At 44.3% G+C, this 23,690-nt stretch carries 13 protein-coding genes; 2 read left to right on the forward strand and 11 right to left on the reverse strand.

The genetic code is table 11. The features are described 5' to 3' along the window. The first annotated feature begins 583 nt into the window (after nucleotides 1–583). On the forward strand, nucleotides 584–5,605 hold the full coding sequence (locus QUA16_RS18015) for a PAS domain S-box protein (RefSeq protein WP_333104778.1): 5,022 nt from the start codon (nucleotides 584–586) through the stop codon (nucleotides 5,603–5,605). A 642-nt stretch (nucleotides 5,606–6,247) separates the two neighbouring features. Here the strand turns inward: QUA16_RS18015 and QUA16_RS18020 are convergent. The 10 genes from QUA16_RS18020 to QUA16_RS18065 all read right to left on the reverse strand — a co-directional run bounded on the left by QUA16_RS18020 (nucleotide 6,248) and on the right by QUA16_RS18065 (nucleotide 20,514). Continuing rightward, on the reverse strand, nucleotides 6,248–7,999 hold the full coding sequence (locus tag QUA16_RS18020) for a diguanylate cyclase domain-containing protein (RefSeq protein ID WP_333104779.1): 1,752 nt from the start codon (nucleotides 7,997–7,999) through the stop codon (nucleotides 6,248–6,250). 38 nt (nucleotides 8,000–8,037) lie between these two features. Further along, entirely contained in the window at nucleotides 8,038–8,490 is a 453-nt protein-coding gene (locus QUA16_RS18025; RefSeq protein WP_333104780.1) for a response regulator, read from the reverse strand. Beyond that, nucleotides 8,487–8,657 (reverse strand): hypothetical protein, encoded by a 171-nt coding sequence (locus QUA16_RS18030; RefSeq protein WP_333104781.1) that lies wholly within the window; start codon nucleotides 8,655–8,657, stop codon nucleotides 8,487–8,489. The genes QUA16_RS18025 and QUA16_RS18030 overlap by 4 nt, the downstream gene beginning before the upstream one ends. 534 nt (nucleotides 8,658–9,191) lie before the next feature. After that, nucleotides 9,192–11,099 carry a PAS domain S-box protein gene (locus tag QUA16_RS18035; RefSeq protein WP_333104782.1) on the reverse strand — a complete coding sequence of 636 codons (1,908 nt, stop codon included), beginning with the start codon at nucleotides 11,097–11,099 and terminating at the stop codon, nucleotides 9,192–9,194. Further along, complete coding sequence (locus tag QUA16_RS18040) at nucleotides 11,100–13,040, reverse strand: response regulator (protein ID WP_333104783.1); 1,941 nt, start codon at nucleotides 13,038–13,040, stop codon at nucleotides 11,100–11,102. Nucleotides 13,041–13,386: 346 nt separating this feature from the next. Next, entirely contained in the window at nucleotides 13,387–16,545 is a 3,159-nt protein-coding gene (locus tag QUA16_RS18045) for a PAS domain S-box protein (RefSeq protein ID WP_333104784.1), read from the reverse strand. After that, the gene (locus tag QUA16_RS18050; protein ID WP_333104785.1) at nucleotides 16,542–16,940 is read right to left on the reverse strand and encodes a response regulator; all 399 of its coding nucleotides are present in this window, start codon (nucleotides 16,938–16,940) and stop codon (nucleotides 16,542–16,544) included. Before QUA16_RS18050 ends, QUA16_RS18045 begins: the two co-directional genes overlap by 4 nt. A gap of 60 nt (nucleotides 16,941–17,000) precedes the next feature. Continuing rightward, on the reverse strand, nucleotides 17,001–19,544 hold the full coding sequence (locus QUA16_RS18055) for a CBS domain-containing protein (protein WP_333104786.1): 2,544 nt from the start codon (nucleotides 19,542–19,544) through the stop codon (nucleotides 17,001–17,003). A 64-nt stretch (nucleotides 19,545–19,608) separates the two neighbouring features. Continuing rightward, the gene (locus QUA16_RS18060; protein WP_333181280.1) at nucleotides 19,609–19,731 is read right to left on the reverse strand and encodes a hypothetical protein; all 123 of its coding nucleotides are present in this window, start codon (nucleotides 19,729–19,731) and stop codon (nucleotides 19,609–19,611) included. 501 nt (nucleotides 19,732–20,232) lie between these two features. After that, nucleotides 20,233–20,514, reverse strand: coding sequence for a hypothetical protein (locus QUA16_RS18065; protein WP_333181281.1), 282 nt, complete (start codon nucleotides 20,512–20,514; stop codon nucleotides 20,233–20,235). 1,227 nt (nucleotides 20,515–21,741) lie between these two features. Here QUA16_RS18065 and sds point away from each other — a divergent pair. Further along, on the forward strand, nucleotides 21,742–22,713 hold the full coding sequence (gene sds / locus QUA16_RS18070) for a solanesyl diphosphate synthase (protein ID WP_333104787.1): 972 nt from the start codon (nucleotides 21,742–21,744) through the stop codon (nucleotides 22,711–22,713). Nucleotides 22,714–22,810: 97 nt separating this feature from the next. Here sds and QUA16_RS18075 read toward each other — a convergent pair whose 3' ends face one another. Further along, nucleotides 22,811–23,275: a hypothetical protein gene (locus QUA16_RS18075; RefSeq protein ID WP_333104788.1), complete on the reverse strand. Its 465-nt coding sequence runs from the start codon at nucleotides 23,273–23,275 to the stop codon at nucleotides 22,811–22,813. Nucleotides 23,276–23,690: the final 415 nt, after the last annotated feature.

The raw sequence follows: 23,690 nt of genomic DNA on the forward strand, positions 1-23,690 counted from the left end.
CGGCAATTTATAATCTAAAGTTTCCAAGGCTATCAGCAAGGCAAATCCTGATTACTCCGCACTCTTTTGAGTTGCCTCTTGCTATTCCCCTGCCAAAGGTTGTAAATTAAAAGAGAGTTGAGTTGCAATATTGGTAAGAGTATTATAGTTTTGGATCGCTAGGTTTGGGGCGAGGCGGAAAACTTGCAGCGAACAACTCAATTCTACAAATCTGCGGGGTCTGCAAGCACACAGCGCACTCTCGTGCGTGCGGTTCACAGGGCTGTTTCATTCTCAGAAAAACCAGGGTTTTGTAGGGGCGGTGCCAATAGTGCCCGCCCAGCCGATAGACGAGCGGGTAGGGGTTTTAGATATCGGGGCAACCGGGCGTGGGATTGCCCCTACAAGAGAATGAAACAGCCCTGGTGCGGTTCAAGTTCCCCAATCATCAGCTAGGTAGCTGCATCCGCTGGTGAGATTTTATAATTACTAAAAAATAGCAAAAGGATACCAGTAAAAAAAATGCCACTGTACGCAAGAACCAAACCGCGATAGTCATCAGTCATTCCAAATCTCCAATCTCCAATCTCAAATATAAAATGGTATGACATCTCTTTTTGAGTCAACTTTAACGCCTTGTTTAAAAATTCTTTTAGTAGAAGACTGTGCAGAAGATGCAGAACTCATTCAAGAACTGCTGTCTGAGCCCCAACTAGGACAATCAATTGATGTCACCAATGTAGTCCGCCTCCGGGAAGCGATAGAAATTTTAAGCGACAAAATTTTTGATGTAATTTTATTAGATCTTTCACTGCCTGACAGCCTAAAATTTAATACTTTTTTCCGACTTCAAGATTGCTGTATCAATATTCCGATCGTCATTCTGACAGCCGCCGATGACGAAGAACTGGCTGTCGAGTTAATTGCCGCCGGCGCCCAAGATTATCTGGTGAAAAGACAGGTAGACAGCCGGCTGCTGGTACGGACGCTTAGGTGCGCGATCGCCCGCCAGAAACGGCAAGCAGAATGGCAAAAAAGTCAACAAAAATACCAGCAGGTTGTTGGCAATATCAAAGAAGTAGTTTTTGAAACAAATACTGCGGGCTATTGGACTTTTCTCAATCCAGCTTGGACGGAAATTACCGGATTTACCGTTGATGAAAGCTTAGGAACTTCCTGTTTGAGTTACATTCATTCTGACGATCAATACCAATATTTAAATTCGTTTAGAGGTCAGAAACCAAATCAAGAAACATCCTGTTGTTATCAAAGTCGATATATTACCAAAAATGGCGAAATTCGGTGGGTGGAAGTGCAAGAATTTTTTATGTTGGGCTGGAACGGCGAGGCGCAGGGGACGACAGGAACTATCAATGATATTACCGATAAAATTTTAGCACTTTCCGAACTCGAAGCTAGTAAAAAGTTTTTGAATTATACAATCGATGCAGTTGCAGACCCAATTTTTGTCAAGGATGAACAGCACCAGTGGATACTGTTAAATGATGCTTTTTGCAAGCTGATCGGGAAGCAGCGCGAGGAACTGCTGGGCAAATCGGATTATGACTTTTTCCCGAAACAAGAAGCTGAGATTTTTTGGCATACTGACCAACAAGTGTTTAGGACTGGGAAAGAAAACGAAACCGAGGAAATATTTACAGACAGTAGCGGTGCAAAGCACATTCTGTCTACTAAAAAAACTGTCTTTGAAAATACCGACGGCAGTAAAATTCTCGTCGGGATAATTCGAGATATCACTGAGGATAGGCGCCAACAATTAGCGCAGCAAGAAAGCGAAGCTAGACTGCGGCAGCTTGCTGCCAATTTGCCGGGAATAATTTATCAATTTCGCATCTCAACCGACGGCAAAAAAAGTTTTCCTTACATTTCTTCTGGCAGTCGCGATTTATTTGAATTGGCACCCGAAAATATTCAGCAGAATCCTCAACTCCTTTTTAGTTTTCTTCATCCAGATGACCGTCAAAAATTTGAAGAATCTCTTGCTGTTTCTGCGGCAAATATGCAGCCCTGGCAGCAGGAATGGCGCGCGATTGTACCGTCGGGAAAACTTAAGTGGATGCAAGGGGTTTCGTCGAAACCGGAACGAGTTGATTGTCCGACTGAAATAGGGCAGGAAGGGGATATAGTTTGGGAAGGCATGGTGCTGGATATTACTGATTTAAAACAGGCAGAAGCAGCTTTGCGGGAGAGCGAAGCCAGATTTCGATCGCTCGTTGAGAATATCCCCGGCGCTATCTGCCGCAGCTTGTACGATGCTGAGGGGACGATGGTATTTATTAGCGATGAAATTCAGGTAATTAGTGGGTATCCTGCTGGGGATTTTATTGGCAACAACGGCTTGAGTTTTGCGACCATTGTCCACGAGGCAGACAAGGAAATGGTCGATCGACAAATCAGCGCAGCAGTAGAGTCGAAACAGCCGTACAATCTAGAATACCGGATTGTTCGCGCTGACGGGGCGGTGCGGTGGATGTCGGAAAGAGGTAGGCCAACTTACAATCTAGAAGGGCTAGTTTTGTGGCTCGACAGAGCGATTTTTGACATTACCGATCGCAAACAAGCCGAACTGACTCTGTGCCTGGTAACTCAAGCTGTAGACAGCGCTAGTGATGCGATCGCGATCGCCGATTTGGACGGTTATTCCGTTTATCACAATCAAGCATTTATTCAGCGCTACGGCTATACAGTTGAAGAACTAAATAATGCCGGTGGTCCAGCAGTAATGTACCCCAAATCTCAAGATTTGAGCAAGTTATTTAGGGGGCTGCGGAAAGGTCTTTCCTGGGATAGTGAAATTGAAATCAAGAGTAAAAATGGCGATATTATAGAAGCTTTCTTGCGAGCTAACTGCATTAAAGATAGCGCTAGTCAACCGATAGGAATGATAGCCATAATTGCCGACCTCACAGAAATCAAACGCACCGCATCGGCATTAAAACTCAGTCAAGAGCGATTGCAGTTGGCCGTTTCTGGCAGCTCTTTGGGGCTGTGGGATTGGAATATAGCTACTGGCGAAACTTATTTCGATTTTCATTGGAAATCAATGCTTGGCTACGCAGAAACCGAAATTGAAAACAACCTCAAAGGTTGGGAAAGTTTGCTGCATCCAGAAGACCGAGGGAAGGTAATGGAATGTTTAAATTCCTATTTGGAAGGTGAGACTGAGATTTATGAATTTGAATTTCGGATGCTCAACAAAGCGGGCAATTGGCAGTGGATACTGGCAATGGGCAAGGTAGTCGAGTACGACGAATGGGGTGCGCCGTTGCGGATAACGGGCACTCACAAAGATATCAGTGCCCGCGTTGCAGCAGAAGCCGAAAAAACTCAGTTAATCGCATCTCTGCAACTACTTGCCGAACAGTTGCAAGCAGCGCAAAAAATAGCCCGGATCGGCAATTGGGAATTCGATAGGGAGGCAGGAGTTATTACTTGGTCGGAAGAACTGTTTCGAGTTTATGGTCGAGAATTGAATCTGCCACCGACAATGGAAGAACTTTTAGAGCAAATTCATCCCGATGACAAAGAAAGGTTCGCAGAAGTTGTACAAAAAGCAGTGACTGAAGGAACAGCTTACGATATCGACCACCGTATCTATTTCCCATCAGGAGAAATTAGGCACGTTAACGCTAAAGGACAAGCTATTAAAAATGAGTTGGGTCACGTGGTGCGGCTGTTTGGCACGGCAATGGACATTAGCCATCGCAAAAAAGCAGAAATTGCTTTACAAGAAAGCGAACAGCGATTTCGCGCTGTATTTGAACAAGCGGCGATTGGCATTGTTAAAGTGTGGCGCGACGGTAAATTTTTGAATGCAAATCAAGGGTTTTGCAATATTGTGGGATACTCAGAATTCGAGCTAAAATCGCGAAATGTTGGGGATATTTCTCACCCCGAAGATGTAGCAGCAGATGTCGAGTCGCGCGACAGACTGTTAGCTGGGGAAATTTTTAATTATTCCCTTGAAAAACGCTTTATTCGCAAAGACGGTTCATTTGTTTGGACTAATATGACTGTATCTTTAGTGCGGGATGGGTTTGGGGAACCTAGCTATGTAATTGCTGTGATTGAAGATATTAGCACTCGCAAACTTGCCGAGGCTATCTTGCGCCAGCAATTAAAGCGAGAACGCTTGGTGGTAGAGATGCTGGAACGCATTCGCTCTTCTCTCAATTTAAAAGAAATTTTGACAAAAGCTGTGGCTGAAGTACGGCAATTTTTGCAAACAGACCGGACAATAATTTATCGCTTTAATCCCGATAGGAGCGGTTTTGTAACTGTCGAGTCGGTGGGCCAAAAGTGGCGATCGATTCAGGGACTAACTATTAACGATCCCTGCTTTGAATACAGCTATGCTTCTGCTTACGAACACGGTCGCGCTGTACCTGTAGATGATATTTACAAAGTTGGTCTTTCCCAGTGCTACCTTAATTTATTAAGTCAATTTCAGGTGCGAGCTAATTTGGTAGTGCCGATTTTGCAAGGCGAGAAGTTGTGGGGGCTATTGATTGCCCACGAGTGCGCGGGCCCTCGCCACTGGCTGGAAATTGAGGTCGAGTGTCTCAAACAAATTAGCGTGCAGTTGGCGATCGCGATCCAGCAATCAATGCTGTTTGAGCAAGCACAAAGTGAAATTGCCGATCGCAAACAAGCCGAGTCAGCTTTGCAGGAATCGGAAGCGCGAGAACGTTCAAAAGCGCTAGAGTTAGAAGCAGCTATTAACAAACTGCGAACGACTCAAGCTCAGCTCGTTCAAAATGAAAAAATGGTGAGCTTGGGTCAGTTAGTTGCTGGTGTTGCTCACGAAATTAATAATCCTGTTAGCTTTATTCACGGCAATCTCCATCCGGCTCGCAATTACACTTTAGATTTGCTGGAATTGATTAAAGTTTACCAGCATTACTGTCCTCATCCTCCCGCCCAAGTCTTGCAGAAAATTGAGGAAATAGACTTGGCTTATATTGCTGAGGATTTCCCGAAATTGTTTAATTCGATGCAAGTAGGAACCGAGCGAATTGTCGAAATCGTGAAATCGTTGCGTAATTTTTCCCGATTGGACGAGTCCGCAGGGAAGTCGGTTAACATTCACGAAGGAATTGATAGCACTTTGATGATTTTGCAAAATCGGTTAAAATCTCACAGCAGTCATGGAGAAATTCAGATAGTTAAAGATTACCAACTATTGCCACAAATTGAATGTTTTCCGGGCGAGTTGAATCAGGTATTTATGAATATTTTAATTAATGCGATCGATGCTTTGGAAGAACGGGACAAGCAGCGTTCGATCGAGGAGTGCGATCGACATCCCAGCACGATCGCTATTCGCAGTTATCAGGCGGCTGCCGACTTCGTAGCGGTATCGATTGCCGACAACGGGCAGGGGATACCGGAGTCAGTGCGATCGAGGCTGTTTGACCCGTTTTTCACGACTAAACCTGTGGGCAAGGGTACGGGTTTGGGATTGTCGATTTCTCACTCGATTATAGTCGATCGCCACGGTGGCAGATTGAGTTGTATTTCGACACCGGGAGAGGGCGCGGAGTTTTTGATTGAAATTCCAGTGCGGCCGAATTTAACTCGTAGGAATTCAAATTTGGGGCAATAAATTAGCAATTGGTAATGGGAAATTGGGAAGGGGAAATGGGTAATATCTCACATCTTGCACCATTCTCCCGAACAGGCAAGATGCCTGTTCCACAAAGACTGAATTTACTTGTTTAGGAACAGGCCGAAAAGCCTGTTCCTAAACAAGTAAATTCATGTCCGATCGATTACCAGAAATCAGGTAGGGGCGGGTAAACCTGCCAATATCTGCTAATAATTAACAATCTCAAAAAACCGCCCAACCGTGATATTATGGTCAATCGATCGGACATGATATCAAAAAAATATTCTGATGCAAAGGTCAACAATATAAGGAATGAGAATTAAATAACTTCCACAAGTTTGTGGGATGGGCGGGACGCCCATCCCACAATAACAATTAAAATTGTAAGTTATTTAATTCGCGATCCTAAGTTATGAGTTGTGAGGCGTGAGTTAAAAATCAAACACGATATTACAAATTACCAATTATATCAAATCCGTTAGCATCGGAATAGTAAATTCGATTTCACTGTCAACAGTCAACAGTCAACAGTCAACAGTCAACAGTCAACAGTCAACAGTCAACAGTGAACAGTCAACAGTCAACAGTCAACAGTCAACATCATTCTGGTGTTACCGGAAATGATATTACCTTCAACTTTTACATAAAAATCGGGGCAGATTCCGAGTTACTCCTGGCGTGACAAATGCGATTTTTGCCTTCGCTTTTGGCTTGAAAAAGGGCGCTGTCAGCGCTGTGAATTAGGGTGGTGGGAGATTCCTGGGCAGAAGGAATCGCTGTCGCAATGCCGCAACTGAGGGTAACGTAGGGGCCGATCGACGATCGCGCGTGGGGCAGTTTCAAGCAGGCGATGCCGTCGCAAATTTTCCGGGCGACAGCGTTTGCCCCTTGGGCGCTGGTGTTGGGCAGCACTAGGGCAAATTCTTCGCCACCGTAGCGGGCAGTCAAATCCCCAGCCCGGTTGGTGGCGCTGGCGATCGCCCCGGCAACTTGGCGCAAACAATCGTCCCCGCCGAGATGCCCATAAAACTCGTTGTAAAGTTTAAAAAAGTCGATGTCAAACATAATTAAAGACAGTGGCAGTTCCTCTCTTGCCAATCTGCGCCACTCTAAGCTCAAAATGCGATCGAACTGGCGGCGATTGGCAATGCCAGTCAGTCCGTCAGTAGTTGCCAGTTGCTGCAATTTTTGATTAGCTATTGCTAGCTTGCGGTAAAGTTGAGATTGTTCGATCGCGATCGCCACTTGATTTGCCAAGTGCTGTAAAAAATCTATTTCCCACTGCTGCCATTCCCTGACACCGCTGCAATTGTATGCTGTCAGCATTCCCCACAAACTATTGCCATTTTCTGCGATCGAATCCGGCAAATTTTTACCCTGCGCCTGCGGTTTTCCACTCGCGTGGTTCCAGATATAATTTTCCGCTGCATCTTGATTGTTCTCGACTTCCCAAACAGTGGCTTCTTGTGTTTCTTTTGCCGTTTCCCAGTCGCCTGATTGCCAAATTGGTACGCTTATAACTGCTGCAATTTCACAATCTCTCAACAATTCTTTGCAACTGCCAGCCAAGGGGGCAGTGCTGACATCTGCTATTGCTTGTACCGACTGGGATTCGACTAAAATAAAGCAGGATACTGCCAAAGCAGCACTAATATTTTGGTTTTCAATATAACCTTCTGGCAAACCGTCACCTGCGACGATCGCACCTTTTTGCTCTTCCCCGTCCAATTGAGACACCCAATCCTGACAGCGATAAATTAAAACGCGGTCTGTTTGGAGAAATTGGCGCACTTCTGCAACGGTACTTTGGAGAATACTTGCCGGATCTATTGACGATCGAATATGTTCGATCATTTTCCCCAACAGCCGCTGTCGCAGAGCCTGCTGCCGCAATTGTTCTTCTATTTGCTGGCGTTCGATCGCGTAATGGATTGCCCGCACCAGCAGAGTTCTGTGAAATCTTCCCTTTACCAAACAATCTTGAGCGCCCCAGCGCAATACTGAGCGGGCAATATTTTCATCGCTGATATCTGTCAGCACCACAATTGGCAATGTGGGCCATCGCCCTTTCAAAATTGCGATCGCCTCGCTTCCCCTCAAGCTGTCTGACACTGACAAATCTAATAGTACGGCGTCAAACTTGTCTAATTCCAGACGCCCAACTCCTATCTCCAGAGACTTAACAGTTTGGAGCAGAAATAGAGACTCGCTGAATGACCCTAGAAGGTCTTCGATCATTGTCGGAGCTCCGAGGTCATCCTCAACCAACAAAATTTTCAGACATTGGTGACGTGTTAACACAACTATAGCGTTCGGAGCGGGTCGAAGGCAACTTTTTTGTTTTGATAGCGATACTTGCGATCGGCTAATATTTCGGCTGATCAAATTCACTATACACTCAAACTAGGCATTTAGCGCTCCATTAATGCTTACATATCCGGCGGGAGTGAAACGATTTCAAACCAATACTCACATAAAGTCTTCATTACTTCAAGCAAGCCTTCAAAAGTGACTGGTTTGGATATGAAAGAATTGGCTCCCAAGCGGTAGCAAAGCAAGATATCTCCTCTGCGGTGGGAAGTGGTGAGCATTACAACCGGAATTTGTTGCAAATGGGGGTCAGATCTGATCGAAGTTAGTGTTTCTCGTCCGTCCAGCCTCGGCATATTCAGATCCAAAAGTATCAAGTCTGGCTGATGCCAATTGCTGCTACCAAGATATTGACCGCGACGGTACAAGTAGTCTAGCACTTGTTCTCCATTTTCCACAAATTCGCTCGTAATTGCTAATCGAAGTTCTCCCAGTGCTTCCTTCACCAAAAAGCGCGTGTCCTCGTCATCATTTGCTATTAAAAGAGTAAATTTTTTCTTTTTACAATTCACGGCTTTGCCTCACTACGAACGTCTTTTGTGAGGTTGCGGGACTTTGAGCCGTGTCTGATTACCTGCAAAGAATCTCTTGCCCTCATCCGGTAAATCTGGCTGAGAACACTGAAATTGTGTTGCAGCAATTTACGGTTTTTCTCCATTTGCAAAGGTTTGGGAATCATGCTTGTTTCACTTGGCAGTCTGTCCGACAACCTGCAAACTGCAAACAGCTCACAAATCCTTCTCCCCGAACTACTAGCGAAACTATTGCATCCCAAAGCAAGATGCTCTGGATACAGTTGAAAAAAATTAACAAGTCTTGCGCGCACCGCTGATTTATAAATTGTATAAGGATAGAGCTAATAGATTTATATTGATAGATTTTTAGCTCGATGTCATCAGTGAATATGCTACACTTTATAAGCATTTTTGTAAAGAACAGATAAAGATATTTAAAGCTTAAGTAAAGGACTGGTGACAATCAAGCAATTTGCTGACAAGCCCCCGGATTCATCCGTGGAGCGAGAAACAAGCTCCGAATCCTGATCGCAAGCCCCCGGATTTATCAGTGGGGTCGCTTTCTTCAAATCTCAAATCTCAAATCTCAAATCTCAAATCTCAAATCGATATCACCAGCCCCCGGATTTATCAGTGGGGTCGCTTTCTTCAATTCTAAAATCTAAAATCTAAAATCTAAAATCTAAAATCGATTGACTTCACTTTGATATAGGAATAGAAAAATAAAAAGTCGAGCCTCGATTGGGTTCTGATTCTACCCAAAGGCTGCCGCCGTGCCGATCGACAATTCTTTGACAAATCGCTAAACCGATACCAGTTCCCGAATACTGTTTTTGGGTGTGCAAGCGCTGAAAAATCTGAAAAATTCGCGGATGGTACTGTGAGGCAATCCCAATACCATTATCCTGCACTGAAAACACCCAGCTATCCTCCTGACGCGAAGCGTCCACCTGCACCACCGGCGCCTCACTGCTGCGGTACTTAATGGCGTTACCAATTAAATTTTGAAACAGTTGCAGCAGTTGAAAACTGTCACCTTTTACCCTGGGCAAATCCCCCCTAGTAACAGAAGCTTGATTCTCGCGGATGGCCAACTGCAAATTAGCACAAGCATCCTCAAAAACCCGATTGCAATCTATCACATCAAAAGGTTTCTCACTGCGACCTACCCGCGAATACTCCAGCAAGTCATCAATCAGCCCCTGCATCCGCTCGCAAGAATTAACAATATTGCGGATAAATTTATTCCCTTGGGCATCAAGTTGGTTGTGACAGCGCTTTTCTAATAGTTGAGCGTAGCCGACAATCGTACTCAAAGGCGCTTGCAAATCGTGGGAAGCCACGTAAGCAAACTGTTCTAGTTCGGCATTAGAACGAGTTAATTCTTGAGCGTAGCGGGTTTGAGTGTCTAAACTCTCTTGCAGCAATTGTTGTGCCAGCTTGCGTTCGGAAATATCCTCGATCGCACAAATCAAATACTGCAGCGTCCCCTTGACATCGCGCATTGCCGAAACAGTAACATTTGCCCAGCGCACTGCGTCATCTTTGCATACCAAACGCTTTTCCACAGAAAAAGTTTGAATCTTCCCGGATAACAGCGAGCGCAGGTATTCTCTGTCCGCTTCTGTGTCATCCGGGTGAGTAATTGCCTGCCAATTTTGCTCTAACAATTCCGATTCTGCATAGCGGACTATTTGACAAAAGCCGGGATTTACCCGCATAAATTTACCGCAAAGCGCGGTTTTAGCTATGCCGACCGCAGCTTGCTCGAATATCGCGCGGAAGCGTTCTTCGCTGTCTCGTAGGGCAATTTCTGCTCGTTTGCGATCGGTGATGTTACGAAATGTTACTGCCAGACCATCGTTTAATTTTACCGCCACAATGTGCAGCCAAACAATTGTATCTCGCTCCTGTTCGTAATAAATTTCTTGGTCTACAGTTTCTCCTGTTTCTACTACAGAAACATACAAATCAAATAACCCGTTATTGCTAACTTGGGAAACTTGGGATAACAAATTCTTGCCAACTATGTCATTGAATAGCAGCCCATAAAATTTTTCGGCAGCAGGGTTGATCAAGAGCCACTGGAAATCTACAATATTTCCCTCACTGTCGCGGACAGCAGAATAAGCCACCACACAGTCTAAGGAACTATTTAATATGCTAGCAAGCAGCGACTGCGACTGTTGCAGTTGATAATTTTGCTCTTTTAATTGCTGTTGCAGTTTTTGCAAGCGGACTTGCTTGTCGATGCGCGCTAAAACTTCTTCTACTTGAAATGGTTTAGTAATATAGTCGGCGCCTCCTACTCGAAAAGCTTGTAATTTATCATTCATTTCATCTAAGACGCTTAAAAAAATTACCGGAATTTGTTCGGTTTCTGGTGTCGCTTTCAGTCTCCGACAAACTTCATAACCGTTCATTTCCGGCATTCTAATGTCGAGCAAAATTAAATCCGGGCAATGGGCGATCGCAACATGCAACGCCAGTGGCCCGCAAATAGCTCGGTAAACTTGATACCCCTGGGATGTTAGCAGTTTGGATAAGAACCGCAGATTGCTTGGTTGGTCATCAACCACCAATACTTTAATTTCGCTATTATCCATTTATTTTAAACTCGATTGAGTTAAATCCATTATCTTGTCGAGTCGGTAATCGGCAAGCAAATCTTTTAAAGCCTCAGCTAAAGTTGGATGACTTTCCCAGATGCGATCGACAAGTTGAATCGCTAGCTCTTCATTAACATCATTAGCTGCGTCGTAGAGTTCCTGCACCCAGCTTTGAGGCATCTGAGCCAGCAGCCCTCCGAAAAATGAATCGGGTTTTTCCTTCACACCATAACGCCGTAAAGCCCCGACAGGGAGCTGGGGCAACTCTTGATAAAGATAGCGCACTCCCAAATAGCAAGCCATCTTATCAAAGAGGATTTGTTCTTGAAAAGGTTTTCGCACAAAATCGTCGCAACCTGCAGCGAGAATTTCGTCTTTTCTCTCCTCAAAAGTGCTAGCAGTCAGAGCAATAATTACAGTTTGCCACTGAGTTTGTTTCTCTTTATATCTAATTCGTTGGACAGCTTCAAAACCGTCCATTACTGGCATTCGCGTATCCAGCCAAATTAAGTGAGGCTGCCAACTTTCCCAAAGTTCAAGAGCTTGGTAGCCATTTTCCGCTTCTCGGACTTCAAAACCAATTGGTTGTAACATTTTAAGCAGCAGCAGCCGATTGTCTGGATTGTCGTCTACTGCTAAAATCCGATAAATTGGTTGATCTGCTTCTAATCCGATCACCCGCTGCAATGTCGCCACTGTTATTTCAGACGAAATAGCCGCAAATACTCGGATATTAAATTTAAAACTGCTTCCCTCACCTACAACACTTTTGGCCCTAATATCCCCGCCCATTATCTGCACGTATTTTTTAGTAATTGTCAAACCCAATCCCGTACCATCAGCCGCTTTTATCCCCGCTTGTGTTTGCACAAAAGCATCAAATAAAGTATCAATTTCTGCTGTTGCAATGCCAATTCCCGTGTCTTCAACTTCAAACAAAATTAACAAGGGTTCGAGGGACGTATAGTTAGGATCACTTTCCGATTCTGCCGACTGCGGCTGGTTGCTTTCCACGCTCACGCGCAGCCAAATACTGCCCCCCTCTGGAGTAAATTTCATGGCATTTCCCAGCAGGTTAATTAAGCAGACGCGCAGCTTTTTTTCGTCAGTTTTTATATATTGGGGAACATTAGCCTCGACGGAAAATCTCAGTTGCATTTTTTTTGTTTCAGCTTTGATTTGAAACATTTCTTCGAGAGTGTCGAGGAGTAGATAAAGGTCAAAGCTGCGTTCATCTAAGGCAATTATCCCTGCTTCTATTTTCGACAAGTCTAAAACATCGTTAATTAGTTCCAGCAAATGTTGACCGCTGCGGTTAATGATTCGGAGATTTTCGAGATTTTCGTGGCTGAGCAAAGAGTCGCGGCTCATGACTTGGGTAAAACCCAGGATGGCGTTCAGGGGAGTCCGCAATTCGTGGCTCATGTTGGCAACGAATTGACTTTTTGCGAGGGATGCAGCGGCCGCTGCTTCTTCGGCTTTTTTGCGTTCTATTATTTCTTCTTGCAGTTCTTTATTGCGATCGATTAATTGTTTTTTCAGTCTTTGGATAGTCAGTTGGTGTTCGATTCGCGCTAAAACTTCGGCTACATGAAACGGTTTTGTGACATAATCTACCGCTCCCACTTGAAATGCGGTTAATTTGTCCAATACTTCATCTAAAGCGCTGATAAAAATAACGGGAATTTCTGATGTCTTCGGATCTGCCTGGAGCTGCGTGCAGACTTCGTAGCCGTCCATTTCCGGCATTTTGATGTCCAGCAAAATCAAATCTGGAGAACCAGAGCGCGCGGCTCTGATTGCCATTTTGCCGCTAATTACGCCGCGGACTTTGTAGCCCCGATCGCACAGCGTTGCTGATAAAACTTGCAAATTTTCTGGAGTATCGTCAACAATTAATATGTTACCTTTATTTTCTTCTCTGTGATTGTTGGTCATCGCTGGTTATTTTTGGTTAATTTAAGAATTGTTGAAATGCTGAAAACTGGTTAAAAAGTCATTATAGCACTCCCTCCTCAATCAACTCCTTTTATATTTACAGAACTTATCCAAGTTAAGATTTGAGATGTGAGATTAAAGGGGCTCATCTCATTTTGGCAGCCCAGCTAGAAATTGGAGTTTTGAGGCCCGAAGCTGCGGGGCAGGAGGCAGGAGGAAAGAGGCAGAAGGAAGGAGCCAGAAGAAGTGTTTTTACAATTATGAGATGCTCCCGATTAAATAGGCGATCGCCCTACATCATCAATAATCCTGAACCTGCCCCTATTATCCCTTCTTCTTTCATCCTTCAAGAATTTCTAAACTCCTCAATCAAATCGATAATCCGATCGCACCGGAAGTTATTCGCCAAATCGGCGATCGCGCTGCCGAAACTAGCATTAATAGGAGGGATCGACAACAACAGCCGAAAAATCTCCTCGTTATCAACCGCATCGGCCGCAGAATACAATTCATCAACCCATTCAGCAGGCATCGCTTCCAAAAATGAAGTATTGAGCGTACAAGGCAAATCAGCCGTTTCAGTTGCCGTGGAAACCTCGGCGGACACCGCAGCATCATAACTTAGCGAAGCTTCTCGATCGTAAACATAGCGGACTCCCAGATACTTAGCCATCTTTTCCAGAATCACTTGCTCCCGAAAAGGCTTCGCTACAAAATCATCGCAACCAGCAGACAAAATCACCGATCGCTCTTCATCAAAAGCACTTGCAGTCAGAGCAATAATCACCGTTACTTGACCTTTCAAATGCGCTTTAATCTGTTTAGTAGCTTCGTAACCGTCCATCACCGGCATCCGCATATCCATCCAAATCAAATGAGGTTCCCAACTCGACCACATTTCCACAGCTTGAACGCCATTTTCAGCTTCCTGCACCGCAAAGCCGAGCGAGGTCAGCATTCTGACCAACAGCAAGCGGCTTTCCAGGCGATCGTCAACAACTAAAATCCGGTATTCTGGCTGTCCTGGTTCGAGACCGACCACTCGGCTAGCTGTTTGAGCCACCTGAATTTCCATTTCATTAGGGAGCGAAACTTTAACATCAAATCTAAAAATGCTGCCGCGACCGGGGGTGCTTGTTACCGTCATCTTCCCTCCCATTAACTGAACGAACTGCTTGCTGATTGGCAAGCCCAAACCTGTTCCTTCTTGAGCTTTTTTTCCGCTTTCAGTTTGCGCGAAAGGTTTAAATAAATTGTCCATTTCTTCTGCAGAAATTCCTGCACCAGTGTCTTCCACTTCAAATAGCAAAGACCAATTCTCACTTTGCGAAATCTCTGGGGTGTTTTTATTTTTTAGCCTCTCATGTTTGAGTCTTAAATTAACACCACCTTCGGCAGTAAATTTAATAGCATTTCCCACGACATTTATCAATACTTGTCGCAACTTGCTTTCGTCGGTTTCTATATATTGAGGTAGGTCTGGTGGGCAATCAAAAATTAACTGCAACCTTTTTTTTTCGGCTGGCAGCTTCAGCATACTTTCAGTATTTTTTAGCAGTTTGTGCAAGTCGAAGGTGCTGTTATTAAGTGTCACCAGCCCGACTTCAATTTTTGACATTTGCAAAATATTGTTGATCAGAACGAGCAAATGTTCCCCGCTCTGGGTAATAATTCCTAAGTATTGCTGTTGGTCGGCACCGAGGTCTGGGTCGCGGGCTAGCAGTTGGCTGAAACCGAGAATTGCATTGAGGGGAGTTCGCAATTCGTGGCTCATATTCGAGAGAAATTCGCTTTTTGCCCTGTTCGCTCTGTCGGCTTCTTCTTTGGCTTTTTGCAGGACTATTTCAGCTTGTTTGCGCTCGGTAATATCGCTAGCAGTGCCTGTTGTGCCGATGATATTTCCTTCAGCGTCCATGCGCGCGATCGCCTTGGTATTTACATCAATCTTTCTGCCGTCTTTTCCTAATACTATATTTTCGTACTGAAACACAGTTTTTCCCGTCAGCAAGCGCTGCTGAAGCTCCCATTTCCAGTCTATTTCTCCTGGTGCCAAGAAATCGCTAAAAGAACAGCCTAGCATTTCTTCAGGCTCGTAACCGTATATTTGTTTCACTGCTTGGTTCACAAAAGTAATGTGCCCTTGGGCATTGCAAGACCAGATAATATCTTGGGATGTTTCAACTAAATGACGGTATTTTTCTTCGCTCTCTGCTAGGGCTATTTCGGCCAGCTTGCGTGGGGTAATGTCCATCAAAGTTGTGAATAGTTTTGTCACTTGCCCTTGTTGGTTCACAACTACTTCTCCTCTGGCTTCGATGTAGCGGAGGAAGCCGGATTCACTTATTTGTGACGGGGAATTATCGGCAGCAATTTTCGGTTCCGGTTGCAGAATTCGATATTCCAAAGTGTAAGATTGCCCGCTAGCAATAGCAGCGTCGATCGTTGTGTGCCACTTTTGTCGATCGTCCGGATGCACGTATTGCGAAAACTCAGTTAGTGTGGGCGCAGGCTGGGTTGGATCGAACCCAAAAATCCGAGATAACTCTTCCGACCAAGTAGTTGTGTTGGTCGATAAATCGCATTCCCAATTACCGACACGGGCGATTCTTTGCGCTGCTGCTAAAGAAGCCGCTACAGATCGGAGTTTTTCTTCGGCTAATTTGCGATCGCTAATATCTTGAATCACAGAAATCACGCAGGTTTCGCCATGAATGTCAATGATTTCTGCTGACAGTAGCCCGGTTCTGAGTTCCCCTATTTTAGTGCGAAAATCAAATTCGTAGTTGAGAATAATTTGTTTTTCATCTAACCTTTTACACAACTCAGCGCGGGCTTGTATATTTTCCCAAAGATTCAAATCAATCGCCGTGCGATCGAGAATTTCTGCGGCAGAATAACCGATTGTCTCGCAAAAAGCCTCATTGATTTCTAAATAACGACCGTCATTAAATCTGGTAATACTAATCGGGTTGGGAGACGAACGAAAAGCTTTAGCAAACTTTTCCTCAGACAAGCGTAGTTGTGCAGTCCTCTCCTCGACTAAAGTTTCCAATTCTTGATTTAGCTTTTGGAGTTGAGCATTTTGTTCCGCTAATTGCTTCTCCATAAAATAGCTATTTATGGCTTCTTGTACCGTCAACTTCAAGTCTTCTGACTGCCAAGGCTTCGATATATATCGGTACAATTTAGCATATTTAATCGTATTCGCCACTGCTTCGAGGTCTGCTTGCCCCGTCAGCATAATTTTGATAGTTTTTGGGGAAATTCTGTGAATTTGCTTCAGCAATTCGTCCCCTTTGATATTCGGCATCAGATAATCGCAAATTACTGCTACGATTTCGCAGCCATCAGCCAGTAATTCCTCGATTAACTCTAAAGCATCTTCGCCGCCTTCAGCGGTTTCTAATAAATGTTCTTCCCCCAGGGTTTTTTTTAACTCAATTTTTAAACTTTCAAGAATTATCGGTTCGTCATCCACGCAAATAATCACAGGTTTATGGTTCATATTTTTTTTAACCCAGATTTTATTGTTTCTACTAATTCTTGGCGTTCCCACGGCTTGTACAAACAACGGTGCAAGTTTGCTTGCTCTTTCACCCGTGCTATTGCTACTTCGTCGGCTTGCCCGCTCAGCATGACCTTCACAATTTTAGGATATTTTTGGTGAACCATAATCAAAAAATCATCTCCTTTAATCCCTGGCATTAACCAGTCAGATACTATGACCAAAATATCACTTTCATCTTCTTTCTGAATTTCCTCCAGAATTTCCATAGCTTCATCTGCGTTTTCTGCTACTTCATAGAGGTAAGCATCCCCAAATTCTTTTTTAAGCTGAATTTTTAAACTATTTAAGACCACAACTTCATCATCAACGCACAAAATTACTGGTTTCAGCATAAAATTTTACTTCTATTAAATTTTAAGAATGGGTGCATTTACCTATTTTTTTTATGGCTATCAAGGAATTTCGATGGGCAAGGAGATAGTAAATTTTGTTTGACCAGGCACGCTTTCTACTTGCATCTCACCTTGGTGTTTGTCCAGAATTTTTTGAACTATATCTAATCCCAAACCGCTGCCTTCCCCTGGAGGTTTAGTTGTGAAAAAGGGATCAAAAATTCTCGGCATAATCTCTGGAGGAATGCCGGGGCCACTGTCGGTAATACTGACTGATATTGCGTTCGCTTGGCATTTGACATCAATTTGTAACACTCCTTTGTTGCCCATCGCTTGTAAAGCATTGTGAACCAAATTTGTCCAAACTTGATTGAGTTCATCAGGATAGCATAGCACCGGGGGCAAATTAGTACCATAGTTTCTGACGACTTCCACACCGTGTTTGATTTGGTAGTTGTAAAGCGTTAGAACAGTATCAATACCGTCGGTAATATTAGCGATTACTTTGGAACCCCACTGGTCGTAACGAGAGTAGCTTTTCAAAGCAAAAACGATTTTGGCTGCCCTATCGGTGGCAGTAGCAATATTTCTAGTGCTTTTTTGTACCGTAGCAAATTGGTAGGCTGTTTGTACAATATTTCGACTTTGGCTGTCTTTCAACAAAGGTAAAAAAGGTTCTACATTATTGCCGATGCCGATATCTAATAAAGTACAGGCAAGACTGGCGGCGTCGTCAATGTTTTCTGATTCTAATTGCCCCTGCAAAAGTTTTTTTAACTGACGTTTTTCTTTACTAGATAAGGTATCTGTTTCTTGGCTGGACTGGTGTAGCAAAGCAAAGAAATCCTGCCGCCGTTCCGGGGAGAGTTGTTGAAAAAATATCGGCAACTGCTGCAATTGTTCGGTCCAGAAGTCGGCGATGTTCTGCACAGAAGAGCGAATCGCCCCTAAAGGAGAATTGATTTCATGAGCAACTCCGGCAATTAACTGTCCGAGGGCTGCCATTTTTTCTGATTGAATGAGTTCGTTTTGAGTCCGCTTCAGTTCTTCTAAGGTATGAGATAATTCTGCATTTTTTTTGCACAGCGCTGACTCGGCTATTTTGCGGGAGTTGATGTTGCGGGCAACCCAAATGACTCCATCTTTTGAGAACAGGGAAATGCAGGCGGAAAACCAAATTTCGCGACCACCAACTGTTAAGCTGTAGTCAAAATTGAGTGTTTGTTGTGTTTCTAACACTTGCTGAACTAACACCCACCAATCATCCGGGTTGTCGTCGTCAAAAAAATGTTCTATGGTCAAGCTGACTATATCACAATCAGGCTCAGAAGCCGCTGCCACATTCGTTGGCAAAACTTCTATGTTCCGCTGACTGTCTAGCACGAGAACGATGTCGGTCATCGCTTCAAAAACGGCGCGGACTTTCTTTTCAGAAAAGTACAATTTTTCTTCGAGCAATTTGCGACTGCTAATTTGTTGCTGCAATTCTTCGTTGCTGGCTGCTAGTTGAACCGTGCGGTCTAGAACTCGCTGTTCGAGTTCGGTGTTGAGGCGGCGAACTTCATCTTCAGCGGTGGTGCGGTCTTGTATTTCCTTTTTTAACTGACTGTTGGCATTAATTAATTCTAAAGTTCGCTGTTTAATTTGTTCTTCCAAATTATCATTTAAAATCCGCAACTTTTCCTCTACTTCTGTTCTCCGCAACGCTTCTTTTTGCAATTGTTCGTTCATTTTCTTCAACTCCTGAATTTTGTCGGCAAGTGTTTCCTGCAAAAGCTCGACATTTGCGTGCATTTCTACCGGATCTAAGACCTGCTGCAGGCTACTTTCAGTCACAATTCCGGCTAAATATCCTTCCTCGTCCACCACCACCAAGCGCCGGATGCCGTGCTGCTGCATTAACTGGTCAGCCTGCCACAAGGTGGCTTTTACCTGCAACGGTATCAGCGGAAAACTCATCGCGGCGGTGACGGGAGTATCTGCGAAATCTAGTCCCGAAGCTTGGAATTTAACAATGTCGCGTTCTGTAATTATGCCCACAGGTTTCTGATTTTGGTTGTCGCTGTCCGTGCAAATGACTATGCAGCTTTTCCGGTGGGTTCTCATCTGTTTTGCGACTTCTAAAACTGAGGCGCTGCTTGAGGTAACTATTAATTGTGTAGTCATAATTTCTTGGACGCGCCACATTTTCAGCACATCTGCAGGTTTGAGGATTTGACGGATGCTTTCGCAAGTGATAGCGCCTAGCAAGTTGCCACCTTCGTCTAGGAGGGGTAAATGACGGATTCTTTTCGATCGCAATATGCTCAATACCTTGAAGATATTCCCCCCTCGATCGAGGTTCAGGGCGATCGGGTTTTCAGTCATCACCTCAGAAATTGCCACCCCTGCTAGCGGTATTCCGCTAGCAGTTATTTTCACAACATCGCGTTCTGTAAAAATTCCGAGCAATTGCTGCTCAAACGCGATTAAAATGCAACTGGCACTCGCCTCAGTCATGGCAGCAATTGCGACTTTCAAGGGTGTGTCTGGAGGCAGCACAGGTAGTTTGGGGTCGATCGCCTGTTCTAGCAAGCTTTGGGTATGAGAAACTGTTGTTGACATGGGCCAATCAAGGGGGATAGATGCAGGCGGAAGCGGGACTGAATACCATTTTAGATTTCCGATTTTACAGTCGCGACACGCTAACCGCAATCGAGATTTGACATCGGTCTAGAGTTGCATTTTTATTTAGTCGCGCATTGGTATGATTTTTAGTGCGATCGCCCTTGATGGCGATCGGAATTGACACAATACACGTCCTTTGACCGATAACTGATGTTACTTCTATTTTACCCGAATGTTTTTCGACACTTTTTTTAACAATCTCCCGTCCCCAGCCGCTGCCTTCGTCGGCGGGTTTTATGGTAAATAACGGCTCACATATTCGTGGTCAAATTTCCGGGTAATTCAGTTGTCACTGACGAGCAGGCTCGGATTTTCTCCTCTCACCTCTACTTTTAAAACTCCGCAATTCTCTATCGCTTGTAAACCATAGTGCATCGTATAGCAATCCTCCCATCATTTTTGAATTTCTTACTCCCTCTCCCCAAGGCATCGGGGAGGGTTGGGGTGGGGTAAAAAATTTACGACTCACTTAGGATTGCTATATTTAGGAAAACTTGTTTGAGTTCGTCGGGATTACACCACAATTTAGGCAGTGGAGCTTGATAATTTCTGACAAATTATACTCGGTATTTTAGTTTTTTTTATCAAAATTTAATAGACTTTGAATGGTCAGGAATATTGGTAATTACTTTTCCACCATACAGTTATATCGAGAATATATTTTTAAACTAAAAATTAGTTTTGTGCATCTCTCTAGCAAATTATCTTCTTGGTAATCTGTGAACAAATGGCCGAAACTATCTGGCTGACTCAGCAAGTTAAGCACCTTTTGATGAAATATTTGATTGCCGTGCAACTTTATAGATTCCTTCAGTTGCTCAAGCAGGTTGCTCGATTCATAAATTTCGCGTTTTTTTTCTGTAAGTTCTTGCCCTACTAAATAGGAATATTGAGATTTTTGGCACAATAACCGACAACTTCAAACTCAGCATTTGTGAGAGTAATTTAATAACTTTCTCGGAACATTGGCCGGGTTTCCCTGACATGAAACTTGCTGTGAGCGATACAAGCTGCTACTAAATATAATATCCTGCCTCAGAGGCGGTTGGCATTGAACATCGATAACTGTAGCTAGAGCAATCCTCGCATCATTTGCATAATTATTGTAGGGGCAATCCCACGCCCGGTTGCCCGATAGATAGGGGGTAGGCACTCTTAGCACTACCCCTACAAATTTATCTGAGTCATTTAGGATTGCTATATGTGTTGCAGTAACTAGCAGCCCAGAAAATCACGGTGCCGGCAATTGTAAATAATAACCCTGCCTTTGCGCGCAAGCATTCAAGGCAGGGTTATTATTGAGGATTCCGAATTCTCAACGGTGAAGCGAGGGCGCTGCTGCCGACTTGGGCTGCCCAGCAGTGCACTACTCGCCTAATCGAGTTATTTTAGCGCTGCGTTCGGCCAACATCAGCACTACATAAATAGTCATTACATAGCCGGCGGCCAGAATGGGAATAATTAGAGGAATATCGCGATAAATCATAATTAGAACCAAAAGTCAAGGACGAGGAGGAGCAGGACAAGTTCAAGACCTACTACATTAAGTCAGCACGCAAGACCATGCCTTGGTTCTGAAGGCTGTTTTTCCATATCAAGCCTGCGGGAACATTTAGCCGTTCCCGGTCATCAATAATGATTTACTGCTTTACAGATGCTTAAACAGCCGAAAACCATCCACTTTAGCTGCTTTGAGCTACCGTGCACATAAGATGCGCTACTCTTAACTTCTGAAAGCTTTTAGCCGTGAGGAACTAAAAATCTGTACCAGAAATTTTGGCTGCGATCGACTAACAAGGCTGGCTCTACGAAACTTTTACAGGCACCTAAAAGCTACCTGCCAGTCTGGCTGTACTTAATGTATAGAATTGTTTAAATCCTTAATACCCATAATAACACAGGGTTTCTGGGATTTAGAGATTTTTTGGCAGTGTCCTTAACAATTCGATACAATAGGGGCAACCCCTCTGGCAGCCGGCTACTCGCCTCTGGCAGGCGGGTGACTCCCATCGGGCGGCAGATGACAAATAACTGCCGATCGCCTAGATTTTTCTTTTCTATTGCAGAGAATTACCTTAAAATAAAGATATGATTTGTAAAATTTTGTTACTTTACGGCTTGAGTCGGCGTATCCATGATCTCTAGCACTCTCCTATTTTCCTCGGTTGAAGAAGACCTGCGACTGTTGACAGAAAACTTAAAACAGTTAGTGGGTGCCCGTCATCCCATCTTGTACGCGGCTGCAGAATACTTATTCGGCACAAAGGGAAAACGAGTGAGACCCGCAATCGTTCTGTTGATGGCCAAGGCGACTATGCCCGATCGGGAAATCACGGAAAAACACCGCCGCCTAGCTGAAATCACGGAAATGATCCACACAGCTAGTCTCGTCCACGACGACGTGGTGGACGAGTCGGATCTGCGGCGGGGAGTGCCGACGGTTCACAGTCGGTTTAACAACCGAGTGGCAGTATTGGCGGGAGACTTTCTGTTTGCTCAATCCTCCTGGCATTTGGCAAATCTCGACAACCTGCCAGTAGTCAAACTGCTTTCAGAAGTGATTATGGATTTAGCTGAGGGGGAAATTCAACAGGGACTCAATGGATTTGACACCAGCTTGTCGATCGAAGCGTACCTCGAAAAAAGTTATTACAAAACAGCGTCTTTAATTGCCAACAGTTCCAAAGCAGCGGGCTGTTTGAGCGAGGTTTCAGCGGAAATAGCAGACGATTTGTACAACTACGGTCGGCACATTGGTTTGGCATTCCAAATAGTAGATGATATATTAGATTTCACCGCTTCCACGGAAACTTTGGGGAAACCTGCAGGCTCGGATCTCAGAAGCGGTAATCTGACAGCACCCGCACTATTCGCCCTAGAAGAAAAACCTTACTTGGAAGTTCTCATAGAACGCGAATTTGCCCAAGAAGGAGATATAGAGCAGGCCCTGGCACTGGTAGAAGATTCTAGAGGCATAGAGCGATCGCGAGAACTAGCCACAAATCACGCACAGAAAGCCGTCGAATACTTAGCTGCGCTGCCCCATTCAGAGTCCCGTCAAGCTTTGATTGATTTGGCTGAATACGTTTTGAGTAGACTTTATTAGAGGTGAAAAAGTTACACTTTATTGGTAATGGGGAATTGGTAATGGGGAGTTCCCAATGCCTAATGCCCTGTTACCAATTAATAAAAAATTGAGTTGTTTAGGCAATATCCGGCGGTGGAGCCGATCGATACTGTTGCAAGTAAACGTTAATTAAACTCTGTACTTGCTCGCGAGGGATTTCCGTCCCGACTTCCTGATTTCCGGGACTTTCAAAAAAAACAATGCTGTCAAGACCTTCAAGAGCTATCATCTGAAATAAAAGGTGAGTGACAGGCAAAAGTACCGGTCTGAGGCGATCGCCCCCAGCAGCCGCAGCCTGCGACGCATCTTTAATACTTGTCCAAGCATAAATCACCCTCTTCTCCCGTCCCGGTTGCTTGAGATTGCTCAAAACCACGATCGCCCAACTTTGGTCTACCGCTTGCAGGATCGAGTATTCGAGGTGCTGTAGCTGTTGGGCAATTAACACCAGGGCCGGGGCGATCGCCTTTAAGATTTGTGGCGTCGAACCGTCGGGCGGAGCTTTTTCGATCAATGCTTGAATCTGTTGGTCTAAATCCATCAGTCAGTTCTTTGATATCTAAAATTAAAAATTTCAGGTTAGCAGGTCCGCATCCAAGTATATATTACCCAGCACTGCCCTATTAAAGATAAGCTGACACCCCTCTAAATTTAATATTTAGCAGCCTAGAGCCCTTGTAGCGAGCATTTGGGCAAAAAAATTAAGTGCGTAACCGCTTACACAATGTCATTTAAAAAGTCTAACCCTAGGGTGCTGAGCGCTAGCGCTGTCAAGGTGTGTTAAATCTGAGCCGGATAAAAAGCCGAAAACGGCTATTTCACGTTCGGATTTTCAAACTTAAAGCAATAAAAACTGCTTGGGGAACCTGGGTTTCAAAATCAAAACGCCCAAAGTTAGGATCGCGAATAAAATAACTTACAATTTTAATTGTTATTGTGGGATGGGCGTCCCGCCC

It is taken from the genome of Microcoleus sp. S13_C3, assembly GCF_036700905.1.
Taxonomy (GTDB): domain Bacteria; phylum Cyanobacteriota; class Cyanobacteriia; order Cyanobacteriales; family Microcoleaceae; genus Microcoleus.